General features: G+C 64.0%; 29 protein-coding genes. 12 read left to right on the forward strand and 17 right to left on the reverse strand.

The features are described 5' to 3' along the window. From P9273_RS13590 to P9273_RS13600, 3 genes are read right to left on the reverse strand one after another with little or no spacing between them, the layout of a single operon-like run. Positions 1–924 (reverse strand): NAD(P)-dependent oxidoreductase, encoded by a 924-nt coding sequence (locus P9273_RS13590; protein ID WP_278049368.1) that lies wholly within the window; start codon positions 922–924, stop codon positions 1–3. Beyond that, positions 921–2,132 (reverse strand): mandelate racemase/muconate lactonizing enzyme family protein, encoded by a 1,212-nt coding sequence (locus P9273_RS13595; RefSeq protein WP_278049369.1) that lies wholly within the window; start codon positions 2,130–2,132, stop codon positions 921–923. Before P9273_RS13595 ends, P9273_RS13590 begins: the two co-directional genes overlap by 4 nt. Continuing rightward, positions 2,129–3,745 carry a GMC family oxidoreductase gene (locus tag P9273_RS13600; RefSeq protein ID WP_278049370.1) on the reverse strand — a complete coding sequence of 539 codons (1,617 nt, stop codon included), beginning with the start codon at positions 3,743–3,745 and terminating at the stop codon, positions 2,129–2,131. Before P9273_RS13600 ends, P9273_RS13595 begins: the two co-directional genes overlap by 4 nt. A gap of 189 nt (positions 3,746–3,934) precedes the next feature. Here P9273_RS13600 and P9273_RS13605 point away from each other — a divergent pair, with 189 nt between their 5' ends. After that, positions 3,935–4,330 carry an acyl-CoA thioesterase gene (locus tag P9273_RS13605; protein WP_040996801.1) on the forward strand — a complete coding sequence of 132 codons (396 nt, stop codon included), beginning with the start codon at positions 3,935–3,937 and terminating at the stop codon, positions 4,328–4,330. 113 nt (positions 4,331–4,443) lie between these two features. After that, positions 4,444–4,647, forward strand: a complete 204-nt coding sequence (locus P9273_RS13610; RefSeq protein ID WP_278049371.1) for a hypothetical protein — start codon at positions 4,444–4,446, stop codon at positions 4,645–4,647. A 169-nt stretch (positions 4,648–4,816) separates the two neighbouring features. Here the strand turns inward: P9273_RS13610 and P9273_RS13615 are convergent, their stop codons facing one another. Beyond that, positions 4,817–5,185 carry a winged helix-turn-helix transcriptional regulator gene (locus P9273_RS13615; RefSeq protein ID WP_040996799.1) on the reverse strand — a complete coding sequence of 123 codons (369 nt, stop codon included), beginning with the start codon at positions 5,183–5,185 and terminating at the stop codon, positions 4,817–4,819. Positions 5,186–5,275: 90 nt separating this feature from the next. Between P9273_RS13615 and P9273_RS13620 the strand changes: the two genes are divergently transcribed. The 3 genes from P9273_RS13620 to P9273_RS32280 all read left to right on the forward strand — a co-directional run bounded on the left by P9273_RS13620 (position 5,276) and on the right by P9273_RS32280 (position 6,891). After that, complete coding sequence (locus tag P9273_RS13620; RefSeq protein ID WP_278049372.1) at positions 5,276–5,881, forward strand: NADPH-dependent FMN reductase; 606 nt, start codon at positions 5,276–5,278, stop codon at positions 5,879–5,881. A gap of 194 nt (positions 5,882–6,075) precedes the next feature. Continuing rightward, positions 6,076–6,477 (forward strand): avidin/streptavidin family protein, encoded by a 402-nt coding sequence (locus tag P9273_RS13625; protein WP_278049373.1) that lies wholly within the window; start codon positions 6,076–6,078, stop codon positions 6,475–6,477. 81 nt (positions 6,478–6,558) lie between these two features. Beyond that, the gene (locus P9273_RS32280; RefSeq protein WP_336619388.1) at positions 6,559–6,891 is read left to right on the forward strand and encodes a hypothetical protein; all 333 of its coding nucleotides are present in this window, start codon (positions 6,559–6,561) and stop codon (positions 6,889–6,891) included. A 722-nt stretch (positions 6,892–7,613) separates the two neighbouring features. Here the strand turns inward: P9273_RS32280 and P9273_RS13635 are convergent. From P9273_RS13635 to P9273_RS13645, 3 genes are all read right to left on the reverse strand, one after another. Continuing rightward, positions 7,614–7,808, reverse strand: coding sequence for a hypothetical protein (locus P9273_RS13635; protein ID WP_278049375.1), 195 nt, complete (start codon positions 7,806–7,808; stop codon positions 7,614–7,616). A gap of 127 nt (positions 7,809–7,935) precedes the next feature. Continuing rightward, positions 7,936–8,109, reverse strand: a complete 174-nt coding sequence (locus tag P9273_RS13640; protein ID WP_278049376.1) for a hypothetical protein — start codon at positions 8,107–8,109, stop codon at positions 7,936–7,938. Positions 8,110–8,158: 49 nt separating this feature from the next. Then, positions 8,159–8,623 carry a gamma-glutamylcyclotransferase family protein gene (locus P9273_RS13645; RefSeq protein ID WP_278049377.1) on the reverse strand — a complete coding sequence of 155 codons (465 nt, stop codon included), beginning with the start codon at positions 8,621–8,623 and terminating at the stop codon, positions 8,159–8,161. A 24-nt stretch (positions 8,624–8,647) separates the two neighbouring features. Here P9273_RS13645 and P9273_RS13650 point away from each other — a divergent pair, with 24 nt between their 5' ends. Beyond that, complete coding sequence (locus tag P9273_RS13650; RefSeq protein ID WP_278049378.1) at positions 8,648–9,076, forward strand: GNAT family N-acetyltransferase; 429 nt, start codon at positions 8,648–8,650, stop codon at positions 9,074–9,076. A 46-nt stretch (positions 9,077–9,122) separates the two neighbouring features. Here P9273_RS13650 and P9273_RS13655 read toward each other — a convergent pair whose 3' ends face one another. Next, positions 9,123–10,433, reverse strand: coding sequence for a hemolysin family protein (locus P9273_RS13655; protein WP_040996788.1), 1,311 nt, complete (start codon positions 10,431–10,433; stop codon positions 9,123–9,125). Positions 10,434–10,508: 75 nt separating this feature from the next. Beyond that, positions 10,509–10,985: a LysR substrate-binding domain-containing protein gene (locus P9273_RS13660; protein WP_278049379.1), complete on the reverse strand. Its 477-nt coding sequence runs from the start codon at positions 10,983–10,985 to the stop codon at positions 10,509–10,511. A gap of 51 nt (positions 10,986–11,036) precedes the next feature. On the opposite strand from P9273_RS13660, the gene P9273_RS13665 reads away from it, so the two are divergent. Continuing rightward, positions 11,037–11,573 (forward strand): zinc-dependent alcohol dehydrogenase family protein, encoded by a 537-nt coding sequence (locus tag P9273_RS13665; protein ID WP_278049380.1) that lies wholly within the window; start codon positions 11,037–11,039, stop codon positions 11,571–11,573. Positions 11,574–11,588: 15 nt separating this feature from the next. On the opposite strand, the gene P9273_RS13670 is transcribed toward P9273_RS13665, so the two are convergent. From P9273_RS13670 to P9273_RS13685, 4 genes are all read right to left on the reverse strand, one after another. After that, entirely contained in the window at positions 11,589–12,296 is a 708-nt protein-coding gene (locus P9273_RS13670; RefSeq protein ID WP_278049381.1) for an LssY C-terminal domain-containing protein, read from the reverse strand. 121 nt (positions 12,297–12,417) lie between these two features. Next, a complete protein-coding gene (locus tag P9273_RS13675; protein WP_278049382.1) occupies positions 12,418–13,245 on the reverse strand; it encodes an extensin-like domain-containing protein in 828 nt (275 codons plus the stop codon). A gap of 138 nt (positions 13,246–13,383) precedes the next feature. After that, positions 13,384–14,430 carry an extensin-like domain-containing protein gene (locus P9273_RS13680; RefSeq protein ID WP_278049383.1) on the reverse strand — a complete coding sequence of 349 codons (1,047 nt, stop codon included), beginning with the start codon at positions 14,428–14,430 and terminating at the stop codon, positions 13,384–13,386. 75 nt (positions 14,431–14,505) lie between these two features. Beyond that, the gene (locus P9273_RS13685) at positions 14,506–14,931 is read right to left on the reverse strand and encodes a DUF3775 domain-containing protein (protein ID WP_278049384.1); all 426 of its coding nucleotides are present in this window, start codon (positions 14,929–14,931) and stop codon (positions 14,506–14,508) included. Positions 14,932–15,111: 180 nt separating this feature from the next. Here P9273_RS13685 and P9273_RS13690 point away from each other — a divergent pair, with 180 nt between their 5' ends. After that, the gene (locus tag P9273_RS13690) at positions 15,112–15,648 is read left to right on the forward strand and encodes a tetratricopeptide repeat protein (RefSeq protein ID WP_278049385.1); all 537 of its coding nucleotides are present in this window, start codon (positions 15,112–15,114) and stop codon (positions 15,646–15,648) included. A 258-nt stretch (positions 15,649–15,906) separates the two neighbouring features. Then, on the forward strand, positions 15,907–16,380 hold the full coding sequence (gene greA / locus P9273_RS13695) for a transcription elongation factor GreA (protein WP_040996779.1): 474 nt from the start codon (positions 15,907–15,909) through the stop codon (positions 16,378–16,380). On the opposite strand, the gene waaC is transcribed toward greA, so the two are convergent. The 3 genes from waaC to rfaD are packed head-to-tail and all read right to left on the reverse strand — an operon-like array spanning position 16,373 to position 19,295. Beyond that, positions 16,373–17,368: a lipopolysaccharide heptosyltransferase I gene (gene waaC, locus P9273_RS13700; RefSeq protein ID WP_278049386.1), complete on the reverse strand. Its 996-nt coding sequence runs from the start codon at positions 17,366–17,368 to the stop codon at positions 16,373–16,375. The genes greA and waaC overlap by 8 nt on opposite strands. Next, positions 17,365–18,372, reverse strand: coding sequence for a lipopolysaccharide heptosyltransferase II (waaF, locus tag P9273_RS13705; protein ID WP_278049387.1), 1,008 nt, complete (start codon positions 18,370–18,372; stop codon positions 17,365–17,367). Before waaF ends, waaC begins: the two co-directional genes overlap by 4 nt. Then, positions 18,345–19,295 carry an ADP-glyceromanno-heptose 6-epimerase gene (gene rfaD / locus P9273_RS13710; RefSeq protein WP_278049388.1) on the reverse strand — a complete coding sequence of 317 codons (951 nt, stop codon included), beginning with the start codon at positions 19,293–19,295 and terminating at the stop codon, positions 18,345–18,347. The genes waaF and rfaD overlap by 28 nt, the downstream gene beginning before the upstream one ends. A gap of 263 nt (positions 19,296–19,558) precedes the next feature. On the opposite strand from rfaD, the gene rfaE1 reads away from it, so the two are divergent. Genes rfaE1 through P9273_RS13725 form a run of 3 tightly spaced genes read left to right on the forward strand, consistent with a single transcriptional unit; the run spans position 19,559 to position 22,245 of the window. Further along, positions 19,559–21,043 carry a D-glycero-beta-D-manno-heptose-7-phosphate kinase gene (gene rfaE1 / locus P9273_RS13715; protein WP_278049389.1) on the forward strand — a complete coding sequence of 495 codons (1,485 nt, stop codon included), beginning with the start codon at positions 19,559–19,561 and terminating at the stop codon, positions 21,041–21,043. A gap of 7 nt (positions 21,044–21,050) precedes the next feature. Next, entirely contained in the window at positions 21,051–21,623 is a 573-nt protein-coding gene (locus P9273_RS13720; RefSeq protein ID WP_040996773.1) for a D-sedoheptulose-7-phosphate isomerase, read from the forward strand. Next, the gene (locus P9273_RS13725; protein ID WP_278049390.1) at positions 21,616–22,245 is read left to right on the forward strand and encodes a D-glycero-alpha-D-manno-heptose-1,7-bisphosphate 7-phosphatase; all 630 of its coding nucleotides are present in this window, start codon (positions 21,616–21,618) and stop codon (positions 22,243–22,245) included. The genes P9273_RS13720 and P9273_RS13725 overlap by 8 nt, the downstream gene beginning before the upstream one ends. 68 nt (positions 22,246–22,313) lie before the next feature. Here P9273_RS13725 and P9273_RS13730 read toward each other — a convergent pair whose 3' ends face one another. Then, positions 22,314–22,790 carry an Lrp/AsnC family transcriptional regulator gene (locus P9273_RS13730; RefSeq protein ID WP_278049391.1) on the reverse strand — a complete coding sequence of 159 codons (477 nt, stop codon included), beginning with the start codon at positions 22,788–22,790 and terminating at the stop codon, positions 22,314–22,316. Positions 22,791–22,921: the final 131 nt, after the last annotated feature.

A 22,921-nucleotide genomic window follows, 5' to 3' on the forward strand; every position in this document is an offset into this window, starting at 1 on the left:
TTACAGTTCGAGTCTGGCCGGGAAGCCCGGCGCGCGAAGCTCCACGCCTACCGCGTCCTCGAGCAGCTTGACGATCTTGGTCGACCAAGCGTCGCCGCCATAGGCGCGCTTGCCCTCCTCGAAGATCGCGCTGACGCGTGTCGCCAGGTCGAGCGGCACGCCGAAATCCCTGCCCATCGCCAGCGCGAAGCCGAGGTCCTTCAGCGCCAGGTCCATGGTGAAGCCGATGTCGTAGGAGCCGTTGAGCACGAGCTGGCTTTCGGTCTCGTGGACGAAGCTGTTGCCGGACGAAGCGACGATGGCGTGATAGGCTTGCGCAAGGTCGAGCCCGCCCTGCTTGGCGAGCATCAGTGCCTCGCCGGCGGCTACGAGATGGATGAAGGCCAGCATATTGGTGATGACCTTGATCACCGCCGCCGACCCGACCGGTCCCATCAGAAAGGATTTTGCGCACATCGCCTCGATGGCCGGCCGATGCCGCTCGTAAAGCGCAGCGTCGCCGCCCACGAGAGCGGTGATCTTGCCCACCGCGGCCAGGTGCACGCCGCCAGTTACCGGACATTCCAGCGTCTCGATTCCTTTTGCCGAAGCAAGCGCGGCAAGCCGCAATATCTCGTCGCGGCCATTGGTCGACATCTCGATCCAGGTGCCGCCCGCGGGCAGGCCCTGGAGCAATCCGTCTGGGCCGGCGAGCACCATCTCGCTGACCTTCGGCGAGGGCAGGCAGGTGATCGCGTTGCCGGCGCGGGAAGCAGCCTCGGCGGGATTATTTGCCGCCGTGGCGCCGAGCGCGACAAAACGCTCGACCGCCGCCGGGTCGCGGTCGACGACGGTGACGGCGAAGCCGTGGCGCAGCAGGCTGGCGGCAAGGTTGCCGCCGAGATGGCCAAGGCCGACGAAGGCGTAGGCGGGGGGCGCGCTCACGGCATCAGCGGCGTCTGCATCATCTGCAGATGCAGGTCCTTGCCGCTATAGGGATGCGCGTCGCAGACGTCCTCATTGAGCTCGACGCCGAGGCCGGGCTCCTTCGAGGGGATGACGTTGCCGTCCTGCCATTCGATCTTCCTCTTGAGCAACGTGGCGTGAAAGCCATCCCATTGCTTCAGCGATTCCAAGATCAGGAAATTGGGCAGCGTGACGGCAAGCTGGATGTTGGCGGCGCCGACGATCGGGCCGCAATAGCAATGGGGCGCCACCTGGATGTGGTAGGCCTCGGCCATGGCGGCAATCTTCTTGGTCTCCAGGATGCCGCCGGAGCGGCCGAGATCCGGCTGCAGGATGGTCGCGGCGCGATTCTCGATGACGCGGGCGAATTCGGACTTGGTGGTCAGCCGCTCGCCGGTGGCGACGGGAATGGAGGTGCCGCGGGCGACCTGCGCCATCACCTCGGGCATATCCGGCGGCACCGGTTCCTCGAACCAGAGCGGATCGTAAGGCTCGATGGCGCGCGCCATGCGCAGCGCGCCGGATGCGGTGAACTGGCCATGCGTGCCGAACAGGATGTCGGCGCGCGTTCCTACCGCCTCGCGGATCGCCTTGATCATGCGCGCCGAGAGGTCGATGTCGATCAAGCGTGGCTGGTGGCCGTCATAGGCGGTGTAGGGGCCGGCCGGGTCGAGCTTCACGGCGTTGAAGCCCTGCTCGACATATTCGAGCGCGCAGGCGGCGGCCATATCGGGGTCGTTGTAGACATTCTGGCCGCGCGCATCTTCCGAATGGACGCTGCCGGTGTGCGGATAGAGATAGGTGTAGGAGCGCAGCGTCTCATGCACCTGGCCGCCCAGCAGCTTGTAGACAGGCTTGCCGGCTTCCTTGCCGATGATGTCCCAGCAGGCCATTTCGAGCGCCGAGAAGCAGCCCATGCCGGAAACGTCGGGGCGCTGGGTGAAGCCGGAGGAATAGATACGCCGGAACAGATTCTCGATGTCGTGCGGATCGCGGCCGACGAGATAGCGCTCGGCCATGTCCTCGATCATCTTGGCCGTGACATGTGCCGAGAAGGTGGCGTTGTAGGCCTCGCCATAGCCGACCACCCCGCCATCGGTGGTGAGCTTGACGAAGATGAAATATTTGCCGCCGATGCCGGGCGGCGGATTGCCGACAACCCAGGTCTTGACGTCGGTGACTTTCATTTCTGATCCTCCAGAACCAGGTCGGCGCCTTTCCATCCGGTCAGGATCGAGGCGGCGTTGGTGTTGCCCGTGATGTTGTCGGGGAAAATCGAAGCGTCGATGACGCGCAAACCTTCCAGCCCATGAACCTTCAGCCGCGGATCGACGACGGCGCGCGCGGCGTCCGGCCCCATGCGGCAGGTCGAGACGGGATGATAGACGGTGCCCGAGCGTTTCCTGAAGTCCTGGATGAGGTCGGCGTCCGACTGGATCGACGGTCCAGGCAGAACCTCTTCCTCGATGATCTCCGCCATCGCCGGCATTGCGGCGATCCTGCGCACGAACTTCACCGCCGCCAGCATCTCGTCGACATCGGCATTGGTCGAATAGGCGTTGGCCGTGATCCTTGGATAGTTGCGCGGATTATTCGAGCGGATCATGATCTCGCCGCGGCTCGACGGGCGGCAGTTGGAAAGGCCGATGGAAAAACCCGGCCATGGGTCGGGCGTCAGGATCGGACGCTCGCCGCTCTTCGGGATGACGGTCGAGAAGGCCTGGAAATAAAGCTGCATGTTCGGCCGCGCTATCGACGGGTCGGTGCGGAAGAAGCCGCCGGCATTGTTCATCGACAGCGACAGCGGACCGGAGCGCAAGAGGATATATTGCATGCCGACCAGCAGCTTGCCCCACCACGGCCGCAGGATCTGGTTGAGCGTCGGCAGCTTGCCCTTGAAAGTGTAGTTGATGCCGACATGGTCCTGCAGATTGGCGCCGACATTGTCGTTGGCGTGGACGACCGGGATGCCGAGGCCGGTCAGCAGCGCCGAGGGGCCGACGCCGGAGAGCTGCAGCAGCTGCGGCGAGTTGACCGAGCCGCCCGACAGGATCACCTCGCGGCCGGCGCGTACCGTCTTCTTCTTGCCGTTCTGCTCATACTCGACGCCGACGGCGCGCTTGCCCTCAAACAGGATTTTTGTTGCCAGCGCGTTGGTTTCGACGCGGACGTTGCCGCGCTTCATCGCCGGCCGCAGGAAGGCGCGGGCGGCCGACATGCGGCGACCGTTCTTGGTCGTGATCTGGTAGACGCCGACGCCTTCCTGGGAGGCGCCGTTGAAGTCTGGGTTGAGCGGCAGGCCGGCTTGCTGGGCAGCGGCGAGATAGCGCTTGGTCAGCGGGTGCACGGCGCGCGAACAGTCGGTGACATGCAAGGGGCCGCCGACGCCGCGCCATTGGTCGGCGCCGGCCGCATTGTCCTCCATCGCCTTGAAGGAGGGCAGAAGATCGTCATAGGCCCAGCCGGGATTGCCGGCGGCGGCCCAGGCATCGAAATCCTCGCGCGCGCCGCGAATGAAGACCATAGCGTTGATAGAGCTGGAGCCGCCGAGCAGCTTGCCGCGCGGCCAGTGGTCGGCATTGCCCGCGAGGCCAGGATCGGGCTCGGTCTTGTAGTTCCAGTTGGCGGCCGGGTCGAAGAAGGTCTTGCCATAGCCGAGCGGCATCTGGACGTAGAAGCGCCGGTCGGTTCCGCCGGCCTCCAGCACCAGCACCGAGAAGCGGCCCGAAGCCGACAGTTTGTCGGCAACGACCGAACCGGCCGAACCCGAGCCGACGATAATGAAATCATAAGTCTGCATGGTGGAAGGGCGGCTCCGCAATGTGGGCTTACCCTAGACATTGCCGGCTAGCGGCGTCGCCGTGGCTTCCGGCATGGCTTGTGAAAAAAGCGACCGCGCCGCGCGCTTGGTTTTCGCTGACAGCAGAGCTTGCGACATCGCAACCGCATTGGTACGGGTTCAGGAGAACAGCGGCTGAAGGACTTCTCCATGGTGCATTACGCGGACGGAAAGCCGCTCGGCGATCTCACTTTGAGGACGCTCGCCATGCCGTCCGACGCCAATGCCGCCGGCGATATTTTCGGCGGCTGGGTGATGGCGCAGATGGACCTTGCCTGCGGCATCCGCGCGGCCGAGCGCGCCAAGGGCCGCGTCGTGACGGCGGCTGTGAAGGAGATGTCTTTCGCCAAGCCAATGAAGATCGGCGACACGCTCTGCATCTACACCCATGTCGAGCGCGTTGGCCGCACCTCGATGGTGCTCAAGGTCGAGGCCTGGGCGCAGCGCTATCTTTCCGACCTGATGGAAAAGGTCACCCATGCCGATTTCGTCATGGTGGCGCTCGACGGCGAAGGCAAGCCGAAGCCGGTTCCGGCAGACAGCTGACGGGCTCCGATTCTCCCAAGCTACCGTTTTGTAACAACACCCGCGCGGAAGATGCGCTCCGCGACATCCAATGGTTGCCTTCGCGCCTCAGTTTGAGGGCGCGAGGAGAAACAATGCGTCAACACATGCTGAACGGCTGGCTCGTGGCAGCCCTTATTGCTCTGGTCTGCCTGCTCGGCATAACGGCCTATACGGAGGTCAGCAAAGACCTTCCACGCATCGCCTGTATGAGGGGCCCGAAGGCGATCGACAAGAAGGCCTCGCAGCCGGAGAACTGCTCGACGACGTGCTGCGGCAGCACCATCCCAAGCGCTTGATCGGTGGCCGGCTAAAGACAGTCATCCTTGTGGAGACGGTTGCGCGGATACCCCAGCGAGGCTGGCTGCGGGCGGCAGCGGATCCGGTCAAAGCCGGAAGGTACCACGGGCCCGGCGCCGGGCCGCAGGGTTTATCCAATGGTTCAGAAACCTTTGAACTATAAGGGTTTCAGGTCTGCCGGCTGTCGAATTTCGCGCGCGCCTCACGGACCCGATTGGTGTTCTTGCGGGCCCATTCGCCGAGCGCGCCGACCGGCACGAGCAGCTCGTGGCCGAGCTCGGTCAGCTCGTAATCGACACGTGGCGGAATGGTCGGAAACACCTTACGCGTGACGAAGCCGTCGCGCTCCAGACCGCGCAAGGTGGTGGTCAGCATCTTCTGCGAAATGCCGCCGACGGCGGCGCGCAATTCGTTGAAGCGCATCGCACCGTCACCCAGCTTGCCGACCACGAGCACGGTCCATTTGTCGCCGACCCGCTGCAGGATTTCCGACACAGCTCGGCAGTCCTCGGTGATATGCGGGTGCCTCAGTAACAAAAATGTGCCTCCTTGCGCGCCGATTTGTCAGTATCACATATAGCGCCGGTATCCAAACGATACCAGAAATTCCCGCAAGGAGAGCCCCTTATGTCCAAGCCGAAAATAGCCATTGTCGTCGGTTCGACGCGCGCCGCCCGCTTCGCCGACGTGCCGACGCAGTGGATCGCCAAGATCGCCAAGACCCATGCCGATATCGACGTCGAGATCGTCGACCTGCGCGACTGGCCGCTGCCCTTCTTCGACGAAGTCGCGTCCTCCGCCTGGGCGCCGTCGCAGAACGAAGTGGCGCAGCGCTGGCAGAAGAAGGTCGCCGAATTCGACGGCTTCATCTTCACCGCCGCCGAATACAATCACGCGCCGACTGGTGTCCTGAAGAACGCCATCGATTACGCCGCCAATGAATGGAACAAGAAGCCGGCCGGCTTTGTCGGCTATGGCTCGGTCGGCGGCGCGCGCGCGGTCGAGCAGCTCCGCCTGATCGCCGTCGAGCTGCAGATGGCGCCGGTCAAGTCGGCCGTGCATATCGCCTGGGGCGATTTCCTTGCGGTTCGCCAAGGCGAGAAGAAGCTCGAGGACATCGAGCATCTGAACCAGGCTGCCGCGGCGCTGATCAACGACGTCGCCTGGTGGGCGAAAGTGCTGAAGGCAGCCCGTGCCGCCGACGCCATCGCCGGCGAAGCGCAGGCCGCTTGAACGGTCGATAGAGTTTATCCTCCCAGGGGGAAAGGGGCGGCGCCAGCGCCGCCCCTTTTCAATTTGCGGACCCAAGCTGGCTGCCTTGCTTGGTCCCGACCACATCTTGGCGGTGACTTGACCGCCCAGAACGGCGCGTTAGATGCAGGCCCGAATCCGCCGAAGACGAAGAGGTATAGTCGTGGAGGAGCGGAATGCCTTGGCTTGGCAGATGGCGTAATCAGTATGGGTCCGTCCTCGACATAACCGGCGAGGACGGCGGCCGGATCGAAGGCACGTTTCGCACGGCACTCGAAGACAGCAGCTTCTATGGACAGACGGTGCCGATATCCGGCATCGCGCATGGCGACGTGATTGGAGTCACAGCCGCCGGCGAGGGTACGGCCGGGCCCGCCGCGGTGAGCTACACCGGCATATTGCGGGACGGCAAACTAGAGACGATGTGGCTGACCGTGGCGGGCAGCACCATCACTGGCAAGGAAGGCGAAACCGCTTCCCGCAAGCAGGTAGGAACTTGGCGTGCCTTCGGCACCAGTCTTGACACCTTCATCAAGGAACAGCCAAGCCAGCAGGCACCGAGGGCCTTTCGCCTTTGACGGCAGCAACGGCGCCGTCCACGAGGCCATGCCGCATCGCTGAAGCAGCTCTGGCAAATTGCCTATCGCGAGACTTCCGCCATGGCCTGTGCCGACGCGTTCCTGATCATGATGGTGGCTTTCGTCATTGTCACCGCGCTGGTGCCATTTCCCGCGCAACGTGACGCCGAAGGCGCCGCCGCCGGATGCGCATTGAGCAGACCGGAAGTGCTGCGGCGAAGCAGTCTACTGCGACCCCGCCCCAAACCAGCGGATAAAAGCGGCATCCTTCCCAGTGACGTCCTTCACCGCTTTCAACAGCGCTCGATGCAAGGTCTGCATGGAGCGGTAATGATCGCACTGTGTCGATATCAGCGGGTCCACGATGCTCCTGTGCAGCGCTCCCGCCGCGATGATGAACCGCTCCAGCTCTGACTCAGATAATTGCTTTGCCTTGTTGCGCCGAACCACCGCGACCTCCTGCGAGAATCGCCCCATCCAAGACTAAATTCCTATGGATGTCGGATGGTTACCAGCGACCGCTGGTTGCCTTTTTCGATCTATCGTCGCCGGCTGGGATCGCCGTCGCCATTGGCCAGGGTGATGGCGTTACGCAGGTCCGTCTCGCTGCTGACGAAATAGGTCATGGCCGAGGCCGTGCCCGAGAGCAGGCAAGCCAGCGCGAGGCAACTGACCCCCGCCGGCAGCGTCCCCCGCGAATGCGCCCAATCGTGCCGCCGCTCACTCTCATAAGCCTATGCCCCGCTGCCTCCAGTCATGCGATGTGGACAGCGCACGCCGAAACAAACCGTCGATAGATTAAGCTGGCGTTTGATTCCTGTCTTGAGGTTGATTTGTTGGTTACTGATTTTTCTTGCCGCTACTTTAAAGAGACGTTAGTACCTTAAACATAAGTTGGAGAAATACATATATTTGACTTAAGCATGCAGCCGGGAAGGACGGCAGCCGCGGGTGGGAAGGGCGAGCGGAACCCAGGCGGTCCGGCCCGCTTATCATGGTGACACAGGATTTGCGGGCCGGACCTTGCCCCGCGGCTTGGCCGACCAGGGCAACACATCGTTAGCTTCGCCCCTGGCGGCTAACATTGACAACCGATAATCCGCGCACGCGATAGCCCGCGTACGCGCCGAAGCCAATCAGGCGGAACCGCGTTCAAGCTCCGCCGAAAGCCGGATAGGGTCGGAAACGCCCTGTCCGAAGAGCGCCATTACCTTGACTGCGATCCGTTCGCGTTCATCCTTGTTGGCAACGTGGTGCCTTGCGCAGTAATCGTTCAAGGCTTTTGCGAGAATATCGAGCTGGGCCGGATCCGCCACGCCGTACGCTGACAACGCTTGCCTCCCTGGACAGGGCGAAAGCATAATGCCGCTTTCAGACGTCCGTTTGCCTCTGTCCGGTCCGGACGACGGACAATAGTATGCTCGAAATGTGACCGTTGCGAGTCAATTCACAGCCTCGCTATTTCTTCAAGAGCCGCGCCTCACGAAGAAGCGAACCGGCATCGATGCCGATCATGTCGACAAGGTCGCGGGCCTGGGCCTCGGTGATGCCGGTCTCCTTCACGAGAAACCGGACCCGGAATTCCTTCTCCGCCGTCAGTCGCGCGTCGCGTTCTTGCTTGTCTTCGGCCATGGATTTTTCCCCATGCCCTGAAACTACAAGCAGGCGATCAAAGTTCCGCTCAGCGCACGACCTGCCGATGCCCGTCGGGAAGCACAAAGCGCCGGTCGTTGTAACATGCGAGATATCCGGAATGGATAGGATCTGCCAGACGCCGAGATTTCATATAAACCTGCGCCATAGTCGACGGCCCGCCCTCGAGCGGCTCAACCTCGATCGGCACACGCCAATTGCCGGGCACGCCGACGGATTCAATTCTGTCGAGGCGCAAGAGGGCGCGATCGTCGATCCCGTAAAGTTCGCCGGCGACCTGCAAGCCGACACCCGGTTCTTTGAACATCATCGGGGCAAAGCGAGGCCCGGCAATCAGCATTGGAAAGCGCTCATGCGTGCGACAGTTGCCACGAAACGCCGCCCCGCTCAGACCCTGCTCGTGAAGGGGAAGCCCATCTTCAAAGTGCCGAATACAAAGACTTTCCAGACCATGAGAAGGAACGTTGGCCGACGTCGGAAGTTCATTGTCCATGCCGTTGTTCGGAACTGGGCGGACATGAACGAGACCCCGGATTTGAGAATTGTGGCGTCGGCTGACGAGGCCGCCAAGGCCGAGGCGGCAGCTGCACTCTATCGCTATAACGTCGCTGCCACCGGCGTGGATGACCGCGCGCCTGTCGGCGCGGTGCTGTGCGACGGCTCCGGCAAGGCGATCGGTGGGCTTTGGGGACGAACCGAACTCGGCCTGCTTTTCCTCGACATGTTGTTCGTGCCGGCGCATCTACGCGGCCGATCCTTCGGCGCGCGGCTGCTTGCAGCCGTGGAGGAAGCAGCAAGAAGGCGCGGCTGCAGGGGCGCGGTCGTCGAGACGAGCAGCTTTCAAGCCCCCGGCTTCTATGCCCGGCATGGTTACGCCGAATTCGGCCGCATTCCTTTCGCAATCGACGGACAGGCGCGCGTCTTTTTTCGCAAGCAGCTTGCCTGAGGCGGGCGATAGCGGTCCAGACGCATCGAGAATCGGGGAGGCGGCCTCAGCGCACGACCTGGCGATGCCCGTCGGGCAGGCGGGTGGCGATCAGCTTGTCGATGCGGCGGCCGTCGAGGTCGACAACCTCGAAACGCCAGCCTTGCGCGTCGACGCATTCGCCGGTCGTCGGCAGATGATGGAGATGCGATAGCACATAGCCTGCGACGGTCTCGTAGTCGCGGTTCTCCGGCAGGTCGATGCCGAGCACTTCGGCCATCTCGTCGGCCTGCATATAGCCGGCGAGCAGCCAGGAGCCGTCCTCGCGCTTGACGGCGTTCTCCTCCTCGCCGGCCTCGAGGTCGGACCGGAACACGCCGGTGATGGCTTCGAGGATGTCGGCCGGCGTGACGATGCCTTCGAAATGGCCGTATTCGTCATGGACCAGCGCCATAGGCACGTCGGACTCGCGGAGCCTCTGCAGGACGTCGAGCGCGTCGGCTTGGTCATGCACAATGGGGGCGGCGCGTACATGCTGGCGCGGATCAAGCACCCTGCCGGCGAGAAGGGCGGCCAGCACGTCGCGCGTCTGAATGACGCCGACCATGGCATCGACATTGCCGTCGCCGACCGGCAGCCGCGAGTGCTGGGTTTCCATCAAGAGCTTTCGAGCCGCGGCTTCGTCGGATTGCAGGTTGAGCCAGTCGACCTCGGTGCGCGGCGTCATCACGGCACGCACAGCGCGGTCGCCAAGGCGCATGACGCCGGCGATCATGCGGCGCTCGTCGGATTCGATGGTGCCGTGATGCTCGGCCTCGGCAACGAGCATCTTGATCTCCTCGTCGGTGACCTTCTCTTCCGCCTCGCCGGCCTGGCCGAGCAGCCACAGCACGGCGCGGCCGGAAACGTCGAGCAGGAAGACGAGCGGCGCCGAGACGGTGGCAAGGATGGTCATTGCCGGCGCGGCGCGGACAGCGACGCGCTCGGGATCGCGCAGCGCGATCTGCTTCGGCACCAATTCGCCGACGATCAGCGAGGCGTAGGTGATCAAAGCGACGACAATGCCGACGCCGATGGGGTCGGCGATGTTTTCGCGGATGCCGGCCGAGGCCAGATATTGCGCCAGCCTTTCGCCGAGCGTCGCGCCCGAGAAGGCGCCCGACAGGACGCCGACGAGCGTGATGCCGATCTGCACCGATGACAGGAATTTGCCAGGGTTCGAGCCCAGCGCCAGCGCACGGCCGGCGCCCTTGACGTTGCGGTCGATCATCGCCTTGAGGCGGGCGGGCCGCGACGAGACGATGGCAAGCTCCGACATCGACAAAAGGCCGTTCACCAAGATGAGGACGGCAACGACGGCGATTTCAACGTAAAGCATCGGCGGTCAATAGCATTGCTGCAGTGCATTCGAAAATAGCCTGCCGGTATTTTTGGCAGATGGCAGGCGTCGTGTTCAGGCGGCATCCCAAATCGGCGCCGAAAAATGCCCGACAAGCGCGTCGATGACCACGCGAACCTTCGGCGTCAGCGCGCGTGCGAGGGGCCACACGGCATGGACGGCGATGTGCTCCACCAGATGATCCGACAGAACCATTTCGAGCGCGTCGCGCCTCAGGCTCTGGCCGGCAAGCCAGGTAGGCAGGAAGGCGATGCCGCAGCCGGCGAGCGCGGCGTCCAGCATCGGCTCGCCATGGCCGAGCACAAGCCGCGCCTTGGGCACGAAAGTGGTGAGGTGACCGGCGCCGTCGCGTATCGCCCAGGGCCGGACGACGCCTTCACGTCCGTAACCGATGACGCTGTGCCGGGCGAGATCGTCCACGGATTGCGGGCGGCCATGCCGTTCAAGATAAGCGGGAGAGGCGCAGATCGCCGAGCGCTGGGCATAGATGCGGCGTGCGGCAAGCGACGAAGAATCGTCGAGCTCGCCCATACGATCGCGGCGCTGACCGCCTGGTTCGCGATGGCGGAGGCGACAAGGCCGGTGCCGGGCCAGACCATCCTTATCCAGGGCACTGGCGGCGTGTCGCTGTTTGCGCTGCAATTCGCCGCCGCCTTCGGCCTGCGCGCCATCGTCACTTCGAGCAGCGACGAGAAGCTGAAGCGTGCCAAGGATCTCGGCGCGTGGCGGACGATCAACTACCGCGCCCAGCCGGCATGGGACGAGGCCGCTCGCGCCATGACGGACGGGCTTGGCGTGAACCATGTGCTGGAAATGGTCGGCGGCGACAATGCGCGCCGGTCGCTCAACGCCCTTGCCGCCGATGGCCGGCTGTCCGTCATCGGCCTGCTCGGCGCCATGGAGATCAGCTTTCCGATCCTGCCTCTCATGCGCAACCGCATCACGGTGCAAGGCCTGTCCATCGGCCACCGCCGCTCCTTCGAGCGCATGAACCAGGCGATAGAGGCGCTCGGCATCCGGCCGGTCATCGACAAGGTCTACGGCTTCGACGAGGTGCGCCAGGCGCTCCAGCATCTGGAACAGGGGCCGTTCGGCAAGATCGTGATCACCACGACCTGAGGGCGCGTGGTGAGTTCACCGCAGCGTCTTCAACACGCCGATCACGGCCATGCCGTCGGTGAAATAGGGATCGCCACCGCCGTTGCGTCCCGTCTTGGTGGCGCCGATTCCCGGTATCTCGCTGGTGGATGTGAGCTGATCGGCGGCCTTCAGGTCGCCGATCAGAAAGTCGCGCTCGGCGTCGATGTCGGGGCCGATATGATGGGTGACGGCGCCCGTGTCGTGGCTGAAGCCGACGCCGCGATCGAAGCTCGCGGCGCCCAACCAGAGCGGGCGGCCGTCGTCGCCGACGGTGTCCGTCTGCCAGAAGCGGACGTGATGGCGCCGGTCGGCACTGCCGCCGACCGGTTTCTCGAAAGCAAGGTCCTGGCCGCGACCCTCGAACAAAAGGCGGCTCATCGGCGCATCGGGGTAGGGGCGGGAAAACAAAACACTTTCACCGATGTCGATCGCGGTCCTGAGCGTCACGGCATCGGCCGTGTCCCAGCCCGCGACCGCGAAGGCATGGACGACTTCCTTCTCGGTGCCGATAAGGCCGACATTGATCGGATCGCCGGGAATGCCCTGCGGCGTATGCGTCACCATCTCGAAGGGGCGGGTGCGGAAGCCGCGCTCCCGCCAGGTCCAGAATTCCGGCGCGGCGACATAGGCGAGCGCCAAATAGAAGGCGCAGATGGCCGCCAGCCAGATCGCCGCGCGCCGCCTCAGGCTTCGTTCACCCACGACAAATCGCTCCCAATCCTCGCGCGACCATTTTATGCGGTGTTGGCCGTTTGGGGCAAAGGCCTGTGGAGCCAGGCTGGCGACATGAGGACGAAGCGGGTTGCCTCGGTGATCGCCTCAATCAGCGGCAGGCGCGGTAACCGCTTTTGCGGTTCTTGATGTCGAAATGGAAATGGTTGCGATGATCGTAATTGTAGCCCGGACCGAGCACGGTGGTGAAATACTCGCAACCGTCGGCGCGCACATTGTTGAGGAAGCCGCGCGTGCGGAAAGCGAACAGGCCGGGCTTGCGCACGTCGATGTCGTCGCCGTTGTTGAGCTCGATGCTCATGACGTCGAGGGCGTTGCCCTTGCCGTGCTCGGACAAAACACCTTCGCCGGCGATGTTGCGGCAGGAATAGCTGGAGCCCTGGTGGATCGCCTTGACGCCGGAGAAATAGCGCCAGCGGGCGGCCGGCTGCAACTCGTTCTTCGTCCAGGCGGCAAAGGTGGCGGCCATGTTGCAGGTCAGCGTCGCCGCCGGCTTCATGGCGACGCTGCCGATCGCCGTCACCTTCACCGGATAGTCGATGCCGCACTGGCCTTCATGGATCGGCTGGATGTCCTGATAGACGACGCGCATCCGCTTCAGCTCGTTGCGGCAGTCGATCTCGCTGGCGGGTATCTGCTCGAGAGGCGACATCGGCTCATCCATGCGCGGATAGGCGGCCTGGGTCATATAGGGGTTGGACGGAACGAGCCGCTGCATGCCGGAATATTGCGGCGCGTCGGGCTGCGGCACGGCCGCCGTCTGGCTGCCGACATCGACGGCCGGCTGCAGCGCAAAGACGTCACCGGTCGTACAGGCCGATATCGTTGTGATGGCGCCCGCGGCCAGCCCGGCAATCGCGATCCGTGCGCACTTGTTCCGTTGCGCCGCCACCAGTACAGCGCCAAGTCTTCCAGCCATTGAGAGGCGTCCTTGTCCCCGAATGGCACAAGGTTAACCCTCAACAGTAAAGGAAAGATCAGCGCCGACATTCATGCATGGGGCGGAATTGCGGCGCTGTTCTTGCCGGAACGTAACCCGAAACTTTCGAGATCGTGCCTACTGGCAGAAGGTGCCGCCGTGCCGGCGCGGTTCGAGGTCGAGGTGGAAATGCAGTTCGTGGTCGGGGTCGGCACCCGGCCCAAGCACCGTCTTGAACGGCCCACAGGCAGCCTTGCGCACTGCGTCGAGGAACTTCGCGTCCTTGTCAAGCGGCGCCGGCCCGATCTCGATCCGCCTCCCGTCCGATAGGGTGAAGCCGGCGATGTCGAGCGCGTTGCCGAAGGCGTGTTCCGACAGTTTGCGGGTGCCGTTGCGGGGGCGGCAGATAAAGGCCGAGGCCTGGTTGACCGATTTCAGGTCGGCGCCGAGTTCGGCCTTTGCCGCCGGCTGGACGACATCGGCCATAAAGCGCGCGGCCGCTTCGGCCATCGGACAGTTGAGCTCGGCGCCGGGACTGATGCCGATGGATTTGCCGAGCGTCTTCAAAATTATCGGATAGGGAATCGAGCAGCCGATTTCCGCATCGTGCTCGGCCTTGTGCTCCTCGAACTCGACGCCCAGCGCCTTCAGCCGCTCCCGGCATGCGGTTTCTTCCGCAGGCATCTTGTCGGCGGGCATTTCGGCCGAGCGCGGATCGGGAAGCATCTTTTCCTCGCCCGGCGGTTCGGGCTTTTCCGGCGGTTGCGGCGCGGTTTCCGGCGGCTCCGGCTCCAGTTCGGCGGGCTTCTGCGGCGGCGTCGGCACGACGTCCGGCGTCTCAGGCTCGGAGGCCGTCCGAGACTCGGATCGAGCGCCCTTCGAGCGCGGCGGACGGGCGTCCCATTTCGGATGCGACTTCTCCTGGTTGAGGAAGTCGTCATTGCCGTCGAGGGGGCTTTTGTCTTGCCCGGACTTGTCGGCGCCGTTCTCCATATCCTGCGGCCGCGTTCCCGGAACCGGGGTTGCCGGAGGCGTTTCCGGTGCCGGAGCGGCGCTTTGGCTGGCCGGCGGGACGGGGCTTTTGTGCCGGTGGTGATGCTTGGCCAGGGCCGGCGAAACCAGCAGGATCGCGGCCGCCACAGGCAGCGCCAGTCTGCAAAGTCGTGAAAGGCTCAGCGTTGCCATCGCCCCGAAACGGCAGTCGCGTTGCGAAGTTGCCTGCGTCGGCAGCCTTGCCGATCACAATCGGTTACCGGCGCGTTACGCGCCGATGGCCTCAAGGCCTTCCTCCAGCCAGTCGGCAAGCATCGGCAGGCCAAGCAGATATTTGGCCGTGCGCTTCCTGGGGCGCTCCCTGGCGGCGGCTACCGCATCCGCCCATTCGGATGCATCATAATCGCCGCGCCCGACCCAGGCGAGCGCGATCAACTCGGCCGCTTCGTCGATGTTGAGATCGTTGATCAGCTCGCGGAATTCCTCCTCGGTGAGGTTTTCCGAGGCTTCCTCGACAAGGCCGTCATGGTGGTGGCTGGCATGCGTGTCGCCGTCGAACTCGACCTCATGCTCGGCGCCATCGTCATAGTCCTCGTTGACGGCGGCGCTCAGCGCTTTCGCCTTGAGGATGAACAGGCGCACCGTGTCCGGATCGATCGAAAGATCCCACTCCTTCTCGACGCGCTGCTGCACTGGCCTTTCTCCCACGTGATGCGCTTGGCCCCGATGATAGCGGAATTAAAGCGTGCGTCACGTCCGCAGGTAAATGCTTCTTTCCGGCTGTCGAAAATAGTTCGGCAGCCGCCCGCATTTCGGGATGAAACCGCGCCGGAGCGGCGTTAATCTGCCATTGTCACGCTCATGGAGGCTTCGATGCGCAGACGTTTGCTTGTTCAGGTCATGGCTGTTGCGGCGCTGCCGCTGTTCGTTGCGCCGGCTTATACGGCTGGTGAAGGTGGCAGCAGCGGTGGCCAGACGACCACCACCTGCAAGAAAGGCGAGGTCTGGGACAAGAAGAAGAAGAAATGCGTCGTGCCGCAATATGGCATGCTGGACGACGACAGCATTTATGAGGCCGGCCACGACCTGGCGATGGCCGGGCGCTATGACGAGGCGATCTCGGTGCTGACGCTTGCCGCCAACAAGCAGGATCCGCGCATCCTCAACTATCTCGGCTATTCGCATCGCCATTCGGGCCGCATCGCGGTCGGCCTCGGCTATTACGAGGAAGCGCTGCGCATCGACCCGAACTACACGCTGGTGCGCGAATATCTGGGCGAGGCGCATCTGCAGATCGGCGATCTTGCCGGCGCGCAGCAGCAGCTCCAGGAAATCGAAAAGCGGACCGGCAAGGGCTCGCGCGAATACGGCATGCTGTCCGAGCAGATCGATCATTTCCTGAGGAGCTGAACAGGGCTTCGAGGCTCCTCGAACCGGCTGCGGGCAATCGCGGCCGGTTTTTCGTTTGCCGGGCCGTGTACCCGCGAAAGCGGTGATCATTTTGCCGAATTTCATTTTTGGGCGTGAAAATCGCGCGAAGATTGCTATATTCAGGGAAATTGTGGTGAGACGGTTCCGTTAGCCCGAGGCTGCCGGACCGTTTTCTTTTTGTACCTATCGACAAGGCCACCCCCGAAGACGGGGGCGGCGGCAGGAAAGGTCAGGCAGATGATCAAGGTCCCGATGACAGGCGAGGGGTTCGCGTCATTGAAGGAAGAGCTCCGCTGGCGCCAGCAGGAGGAACGTCCTCGTATTATCGAGGCGATCTCCGAAGCGCGCTCGCATGGCGACCTGTCGGAAAATGCCGAATATCACGCGGCGAAGGAGTCGCAGAGCCACAATGAAGGCCGCATCAACGAGCTTGAGGATCTGATCGCGCGCGCCGAGGTCATCGACGTGTCCAAGCTGTCGGGCGACAAGGTGAAGTTCGGCGCGACGGTGGTGCTCGTCGACGAGGACACCGAGGAAAAGAAGACCTATCAGATCGTCGGCGACCAGGAAGCGGACGTGAAGTCCGGCCGCATCTCGATCTCTTCGCCGATCGCGCGTGCGCTGATCGGCAAGGAAGTCGGCGACGCCATCGAGGTCAACGCCCCGGGCGGTGCTCGCGGCTACGAGATCGTCGAGGTGCAGTTTATCTAGCTTTTGTCTCCCCCTTTGTGGGGGAGATAGCACGCTGTCCCAGCAGCCTCTCGGCCTCGGCTATCACTTCAGCCGGCGCGACCTTGCGACCGGCTGGCGCAAGCAAGGTCGATGCGAGCGGTGCGCGCGGGCCGGTGAGACCTGGTTCCGTCGCCAGGAAGATGGCGACCGTCGGCAGGCCGAAGGCGCTGGCAAGATGGGTGAGGCCGGTGTCGGCGCCGATGACGAGCGTCGAACGGCCGAGGATCGCGGCGATATCGGCGAGCGGCGATTTTGGAACCAGCACCGTCCTTGGTACGGCCGCGGCAATGGCTTGCGCCACTTTCCTTTCGGCATCATTCGACCAGGTGGCAACCGGCGTGAAGTGCCGGTCGGCCAGTCCGCGCGCGGTTTCGATCCAATCCTCGACCGGCCATTTCTTGTCCTCGCGGCTGGTGCCGTGCAGCAGGAAAGCGGCTCTGCCTTCAATGCCGGGCAGATTGCCCGCCGGCGGCACGATGCCGGACTCCAGCGTCGACAGGTCAGGCTGGTAGCCCAGGGCCAGTCCGAACAATCGCCTGGTGCGCTCGATGGCGTGCAGGTCGCGCGGCACGGCGTATTTGCTTTGATAGAGCAGCGTTGCCGAAGGTTCGCGGGCGGTCGCCCGGTCGAATCCGGCAATCGGCGCGCCGGCCTGAATGGCGACCAGGGCCGACTTCAACAGCCCTTGCGCGTCGATGACAAGATCGTAGCGACAGGCGCGGAGCGCTCTGCGCAGTCCCGCCATCTCGCGCCAGGTTTCGCCATGGAAAAGCCTCTTGCGCCAACGCCGCACAGCCACTTTGTGGATGGTGCCGATCGCCGGATGCAGCGCCACGATGCCGGCAAACGGCTCCTCCACGCACCAGTCGAAGGTGACGTCGGGGCGATTGCGCAGCGCGTCCTCGACGGCCGGAAATGTGTGGATAACATCGCCCATCGACGATGTCTTGACGATGAGCACCTTCATGCCGCTGCCGGAACCTCGAGCAAACGGTCGGCCGCGGCGGTGACGCGGGCGACATCGAGCGTCTTCAGGCAGTTGAGATGGCCGAGCGGGCAAACCTTCTTGTGACAGGGCGAGCAGGACAGATGCAGCCAGATCAGCTCGGAGCGCTCGCTGAGAGGCGGCGTGTTTTCCGGCGAGGTCGAACCGTAGACGCCGACGATCGGCGTGCCGACGGCGGCCGCGACATGCATCAACCCACTGTCGTTCGACACTGCAAGCTTTGCCGCGGCGATCAGGTCGATGACGTCCTCCAGCCGCGTCTTGCCGGCGAGGTCGATGGCGCCCGGCGCAAGTGCTGCGATCTCACCGGTCACGTCGGCATCGTTCTTCGAGCCGAGCAGGGCGACGCCCAGACCCCTGGCCATCATGTCGCGGGCAAGCCCGGCATAGTGATCGCTCGGCCAGCGTTTTGCCGGGCCGAATTCGGCGCCAGGCATGAGCGCCACGAATTTCCGGCCGGTCAGCCCGAACCGCGCCAGCAGATCGGCTTGATTGGCGTCGTCGACGGTGAGCCTCGGGGCGCGAAACGTGCCACCGCGCGCGAGGCCGAAATAGGCGCGCGCCGTGCGCCGCTTCAGGGTTTCGGGCAGCGGCACGATGTCGGTCAGCAGGCCGTAGCGCATCTCGCGCAAATTGCCGACGCGGCGCGGGATGCGGGCGAAGAACGGGATCAGCGCCGATTTCCAGCTTCCCGGCAGCACATAGGCCATATCGTAGCGGCCGCGCAGCAGGCGGCCGAAGCGCCTGCGGCTGCGGAATTCGAGCGCTCCCGGCATCAACGGAAAGTCGATCTGGCTGCGTATCTCGGGCATGCGCCTGACCAAGGGCGCCGCCCAGGCCGGCGCCAGCACGTCGATCACCGCATTCGGATGTTTTTCCTTCAGCGCCGCAAACAGGCACTGCGCCATGACCATGTCGCCCACCCAGCGTGGGCCGATCACGAGGATCGTTGGGCCTTCAGCCATTCGACATAGTCCCTGACGCCGGTTTCGACTGTGCGGAATTGTCCATTGTAGCCGGCCGCGCGCAAGCGGGACATATCAGCCTGCGTGAAACTCTGGTAGCTGCCCTTGAGATGGTCGGGGAAGGGGATGAATTCAATCTCCCCCTTGCCGAGCGTGTCGATCACCGTCTCGGCGATCGCCCGAAACGGCTGGGCGCGGCCGGTGCCGCAGTTGAAGATGCCGCTCAGGCCGCGTTTCCAGAGCCACAGATTGACTTCGGCGACGTCGCCGACATGGATGAAGTCGCGGCTCTGCTCGCCTGGGCCGAAGTCGCCGTAAGCGCCGAAGAGTTTCGGATTCTCGCCGCGCTCGACCTGGTTGAACAGATGAAAGGCGACCGAGGCCATGGTGCCTTTATGCGCCTCGCGCGGGCCGTAGACGTTGAAATAGCGCAGTCCCGCCACCTGCGAATGATCGGTATCGAACACGTTGCGGCGGACATAATCGTCAAACAGCTTCTTCGAATAGGCGTAGACGTTGAGCGGGCGCTCGAAGTCCGGCTCCTCGCGGAACTCGCTGCCGCCGCCATAGACCGAAGCCGACGAGGCATAGAGGAAGGGCACACGCAGCTTCAGGCAGGCATGCAAGAGCTGCTTCGAATAGGCATAGTTCACCTCCATCATGAACTTGCCGTTCCATTCGGTGGTGGTCGAGCAGGCGCCCTGATGGAAGACGGCCTCGATGCGGCCGAGCCCGCCATCCTCGAGCCGCGCGAGAAAATCGTCCTTGTCGAGATAGTCGGCGATGCGAAGGTCGGCGAGGTTGGCTATCTTGCGGCCGTCGGTGAGATCGTCGACGACCATGATGTCGTCATGGCCTTCGGCATTCAGTGCGGCGACGATGTTGGAGCCGATCATGCCGGCGCCGCCCGTGACGATGATCATGAAGGCCTCTGCTGCTTACGATTCCGGCTCTTATAGGGGAGGCGGGCGGGAGTGTCGATAAAGCTCGTTCGAAGGCAAAGCCGGCAGTGCTTGGCCATAGTCGCGCCGCAAAGCTCCCGCTTCACTCGCGCCCGTTCCGCCGCCACGGTTCGCAGCCTGCCGTTGCGCAAGCCCGAATTGCGGTATATCGGCATCGCAAATATGACAGGCGCTGCAATTTCGGCGCTTCAACCGACCAGATCCGCCTTAGGCGCGCCAGTGAGATGATCAAGCACAATCCGCCTTCTCCGGAACCTTTGCACCGCACCATCGCCCGGTTCGGCGACGTCACCGTGCTGGTGGTGGGCGATTTCATCCTCGACCGGTTCGTCAGCGGCGTGATCGAGCGCATCTCGCCGGAAGCCCCGATCCCGGTGCTGCATGGACGTGGCGAGACGCTGAACATGGGCGGCGCCGGCAATGTCGTCTCCAATGTCGTTTCGCTGGGCGCTGCGGCCATTCCCGTGTCGGTAATCGGCGCCGATCAGGCCGGCGACAATCTGATGCGCATGCTCAGCGAGATCGGCGTCGATACCGACGGGCTCCTGCAGCGCCGGGACCGCATGACCTCGTCGAAAAGCCGCTTCAGCGCGCTCAACCAGCAGGTGCTGCGTTTCGACGAGGAAGAGATCAAGCCGCTCACCTCCGCCGAGCGGGCGAAGCTCATCGACCATTTCCAGGCCGCGCTTGGCCGCGCCGACATCGTCATCCTCTCCGATTACGGCAAGGGCATCCTGCTCGACGGCGTCGCCGGAGAACTGATCGCGATCTGCCGCGACGCCGGCAAGCCGGTGCTGATCGATCCGAAGGGGCGCGATTATGCGCGCTATGCCGGCGCGACCGCGGTGACGCCGAACCGCAAGGAGCTTGGCGAGGCGGTCGGGCGCAAGGTGTTCGGCGACGACGAGATCGTCGCCGCGGCGCGCGACCTAATCGCCGCTCACGATTTCGAGTTCATCGTCGCTACACGCAGCGAGAAAGGCATGAGCGTCATCTCCGCCGAGGATGCCCGCCATATCTCCACCCAGGCGCGCGAGGTGTTCGACGTTTCCGGTGCCGGCGACACGGTCATCGCAAGCTTCGCGCTGTCGCTCGCCGCCGGCGCCGACCGGGTGCATGCCGCCGTCATCGCCAATGCGGCCGGCGGCGTCGTGGTGGGAAAACGCGGCACGGCGCGGCTGAATGTCGAAGAACTGTCCGGCGCGTTGTTCCGCTCGCATGGGCCGACCGGTCACCAGGATGCCATCCTTGATTTCAATGGCGCGGCCAGGATGGTGGCGGCCTGGAAGGAAGAGGGACTGACCGTCGGCTTCACCAATGGCTGCTTCGATATCCTGCATGCCGGCCATGTCAGCCTGCTGCATGCCGCGCGCAGCCAGTGCGACCGGCTGGTGCTCGGCCTCAACAGCGATGACTCGGTGCGCCGGCTGAAAGGGCCGGGGCGGCCGGTCAACAACCAGCATGATCGCGCCTGCGTGCTCGCAGCACTTGCCTCGGTCGATGCCGTCGTCGTCTTTGAGGAGGATACGCCGCTCCAACTCATCGAGGCGCTGCTGCCAGACATCCTGGTCAAAGGCGCGGATTACACGATCGAGTCCGTGGTCGGCGCCGATGTGGTGCAGAAGGCGGGCGGGCGCGTGGTGCTGGTCGATCTCGTCGCCGGCAAGAGCACGACGAATATGATCGGCAAGCTGCGTGCCGCAAACTGAGGGTGTCATGTCCGATTTGAACGACTACCTGGTCCGCTCCGCGGCGGCGATATCGGCGATGGTCGAGCGCGACCTGACCGGCGAGATGGAACGCGCGGTGAGCACGGTTGTGACGGCGCTCTCGCAAGGCAAAGCGCTGCTGATCTGCGGCAATGGCGGCTCGGCCAGCGACGCCATCCACATCGCCGGCGAGCTGGTCGGCCGCTTCCTGAAGGAGCGCAAGGCCTACAACGTCATCGCGCTGCCGGCCAACGCCGCGGTGCTGACCGCCTGGGGCAACGATTACGGCTTCGACACCGTCTTCTCGCGCCAGGTCGAGGCGCATGGATCGAAAGGCGCGGTGCTGCTGGCGATTTCGACCAGCGGCAATTCGCCGAGCATCCTTGCTGCCGCCGAGCAGGCGCGGGCGATGGGCATGACGGTGATCAGCCTGACCGGCGAGACCGGCGGCAAGCTCAAGCCGCTGACCGACATCCTGCTCAACGTGCCGTCGACCTCGACGCCGATCATCCAGCAGGGGCATCTGTGCCTCTATCACCATTTGTGCGAGGCGGTCGAAGCGCGTCTCAGCAATGGCTGAGACCGAAGGCTTTCCGCTGGCCGAGCCCGGCCTTTGGCTCGAGCGGGTTCGCTCCACGGAGTTTCCAGCCGGCCGGCCGGCGCTGTTCCTCGACCGTGACGGCACGATCAATGTCGATACCGGCTATCCCGGCGATCCGGCGGAGGTCGTGCTGCGTGACGGCATCGCGCCGATCATCGAGGCTGCGAACCAACGCGGCATTCCGGTCGTTATCGTCACCAACCAGTCCGGCATCGCGCGCGGCTATTTCGGCTGGGATGCGTTCGCGCGGGTCAACGGGCGCGTGCTTGAGCTGCTGGCTGAACAAAACGCGTTTGTCGACATGGTGCTTGCCTGCGCCTATCACCAAGCCGGCAAGGGTCCGCTGGCGGTTGCCGATCACCCGATGCGCAAGCCCAATCCGGGCATGCTGCTGGAGGCTGGTCGCCGGCTCGGCCTCGACTTGAAGCGATCACTGATAGTCGGCGACAAGGCCGCCGATATGGAAGCCGGCCAGCGCGCCGGCCTTGCGCGGGGTTGGCTTGTCGACCGCGAAGCCTCGACGATAAGCGGGCTTTCGGTTTCGCCGTTGCGCGACCCCACAGACCTTGAGGAGTTGCTTGCCGCGATACGGTCGCTTTGATCGCGGATTGATTCAAAAGCTGGTGCCAAACTTTTGTTTGAGCTGGCAAATTTTCGGAAGCCGGCACATTAAGTTTGAAAGGCTACCAAGCCTTCGTCCTTGACGCGGCGGATCGTCAAGGCGGTCCGCACGGTGTCCACATTCGGTGCCGAAGCCAGTTCCTCGATGACGAAGGTCTGGAAGGTGCCGAGGTCGCTTGCCACGCAATGCAGCAGGAAATCGGATTCGCCCGAGACCATCCAGGCGTCGCGCACGATCGGCCAGCCGCGCGTGCGTTCGGCGAAGGTCTTCAGCTCGGCATCGGCCTGATGGTGCAGGCCGATCAGGCAGAAGGCGACGACATCCATGCCGAGCGCCGGCGCATTCAGCAGCGCGCGGTATCCGCGGATGATGCCGGCCTCTTCCAGCCGCCGGACACGGCGCAGGCAAGGCGGCGCCGAGATGCCGACCCGGTTGGACAATTCGACATTGGTCATGCGGCCGTCGCCCTGAAGTTCGCGCAGGATCTTCCAGTCGATGGCGTCAAGATCGGCTTTGAGCGGCATGAGGGGCTTTCGCGCAAGAATCTTTCACGATTTTGTAATTTGGTTTCGCCCGGGAGGCCATCCCTTTGGGATGATTTTCTCCTTGTTTGACGCATGCCGTGATCGCAGTGCCGCGCACGCCTCTGAGCGAC

This window comes from Mesorhizobium sp. WSM4935, assembly GCF_029625735.1.
Taxonomy (GTDB): Bacteria; Pseudomonadota; Alphaproteobacteria; order Rhizobiales; family Rhizobiaceae; genus Mesorhizobium.

What these genes read in the sequence shown, in the direction of transcription:
- P9273_RS13595 (WP_278049369.1), bottom strand. Translation starts at nt 2,132, where the DNA reads ATGAAAGTCACCGACGTCAAGACCTGGGTTGTCGGCAATCCGCCGCCC.
- P9273_RS13600 (WP_278049370.1), bottom strand. Translation starts at nt 3,745, where the DNA reads ATGCAGACTTATGATTTCATTATCGTCGGCTCGGGTTCGGCCGGTTCG.
- P9273_RS13605 (WP_040996801.1), top strand. Translation starts at nt 3,935, where the DNA reads ATGGTGCATTACGCGGACGGAAAGCCGCTCGGCGATCTCACTTTGAGG.
- P9273_RS13610 (WP_278049371.1), top strand. Translation starts at nt 4,444, where the DNA reads ATGCGTCAACACATGCTGAACGGCTGGCTCGTGGCAGCCCTTATTGCT.
- P9273_RS13620 (WP_278049372.1), top strand. Translation starts at nt 5,276, where the DNA reads ATGTCCAAGCCGAAAATAGCCATTGTCGTCGGTTCGACGCGCGCCGCC.
- P9273_RS13625 (WP_278049373.1), top strand. Translation starts at nt 6,076, where the DNA reads ATGCCTTGGCTTGGCAGATGGCGTAATCAGTATGGGTCCGTCCTCGAC.
- P9273_RS32280 (WP_336619388.1), top strand. Translation starts at nt 6,559, where the DNA reads ATGGCCTGTGCCGACGCGTTCCTGATCATGATGGTGGCTTTCGTCATT.
- P9273_RS13640 (WP_278049376.1), bottom strand. Translation starts at nt 8,109, where the DNA reads ATGGCCGAAGACAAGCAAGAACGCGACGCGCGACTGACGGCGGAGAAG.
- P9273_RS13645 (WP_278049377.1), bottom strand. Translation starts at nt 8,623, where the DNA reads ATGGACAATGAACTTCCGACGTCGGCCAACGTTCCTTCTCATGGTCTG.
- P9273_RS13650 (WP_278049378.1), top strand. Translation starts at nt 8,648, where the DNA reads ATGAACGAGACCCCGGATTTGAGAATTGTGGCGTCGGCTGACGAGGCC.
- P9273_RS13655 (WP_040996788.1), bottom strand. Translation starts at nt 10,433, where the DNA reads ATGCTTTACGTTGAAATCGCCGTCGTTGCCGTCCTCATCTTGGTGAAC.
- P9273_RS13660 (WP_278049379.1), bottom strand. Translation starts at nt 10,985, where the DNA reads ATGGGCGAGCTCGACGATTCTTCGTCGCTTGCCGCACGCCGCATCTAT.
- P9273_RS13675 (WP_278049382.1), bottom strand. Translation starts at nt 13,245, where the DNA reads ATGGCTGGAAGACTTGGCGCTGTACTGGTGGCGGCGCAACGGAACAAG.
- P9273_RS13680 (WP_278049383.1), bottom strand. Translation starts at nt 14,430, where the DNA reads ATGGCAACGCTGAGCCTTTCACGACTTTGCAGACTGGCGCTGCCTGTG.
- P9273_RS13690 (WP_278049385.1), top strand. Translation starts at nt 15,112, where the DNA reads ATGCGCAGACGTTTGCTTGTTCAGGTCATGGCTGTTGCGGCGCTGCCG.
- greA (WP_040996779.1), top strand. Translation starts at nt 15,907, where the DNA reads ATGATCAAGGTCCCGATGACAGGCGAGGGGTTCGCGTCATTGAAGGAA.
- waaC (WP_278049386.1), bottom strand. Translation starts at nt 17,368, where the DNA reads ATGAAGGTGCTCATCGTCAAGACATCGTCGATGGGCGATGTTATCCAC.
- waaF (WP_278049387.1), bottom strand. Translation starts at nt 18,372, where the DNA reads ATGGCTGAAGGCCCAACGATCCTCGTGATCGGCCCACGCTGGGTGGGC.
- rfaD (WP_278049388.1), bottom strand. Translation starts at nt 19,295, where the DNA reads ATGATCATCGTCACGGGCGGCGCCGGCATGATCGGCTCCAACATCGTC.
- rfaE1 (WP_278049389.1), top strand. Translation starts at nt 19,559, where the DNA reads ATGATCAAGCACAATCCGCCTTCTCCGGAACCTTTGCACCGCACCATC.
- P9273_RS13720 (WP_040996773.1), top strand. Translation starts at nt 21,051, where the DNA reads ATGTCCGATTTGAACGACTACCTGGTCCGCTCCGCGGCGGCGATATCG.
- P9273_RS13725 (WP_278049390.1), top strand. Translation starts at nt 21,616, where the DNA reads ATGGCTGAGACCGAAGGCTTTCCGCTGGCCGAGCCCGGCCTTTGGCTC.
- P9273_RS13730 (WP_278049391.1), bottom strand. Translation starts at nt 22,790, where the DNA reads ATGCCGCTCAAAGCCGATCTTGACGCCATCGACTGGAAGATCCTGCGC.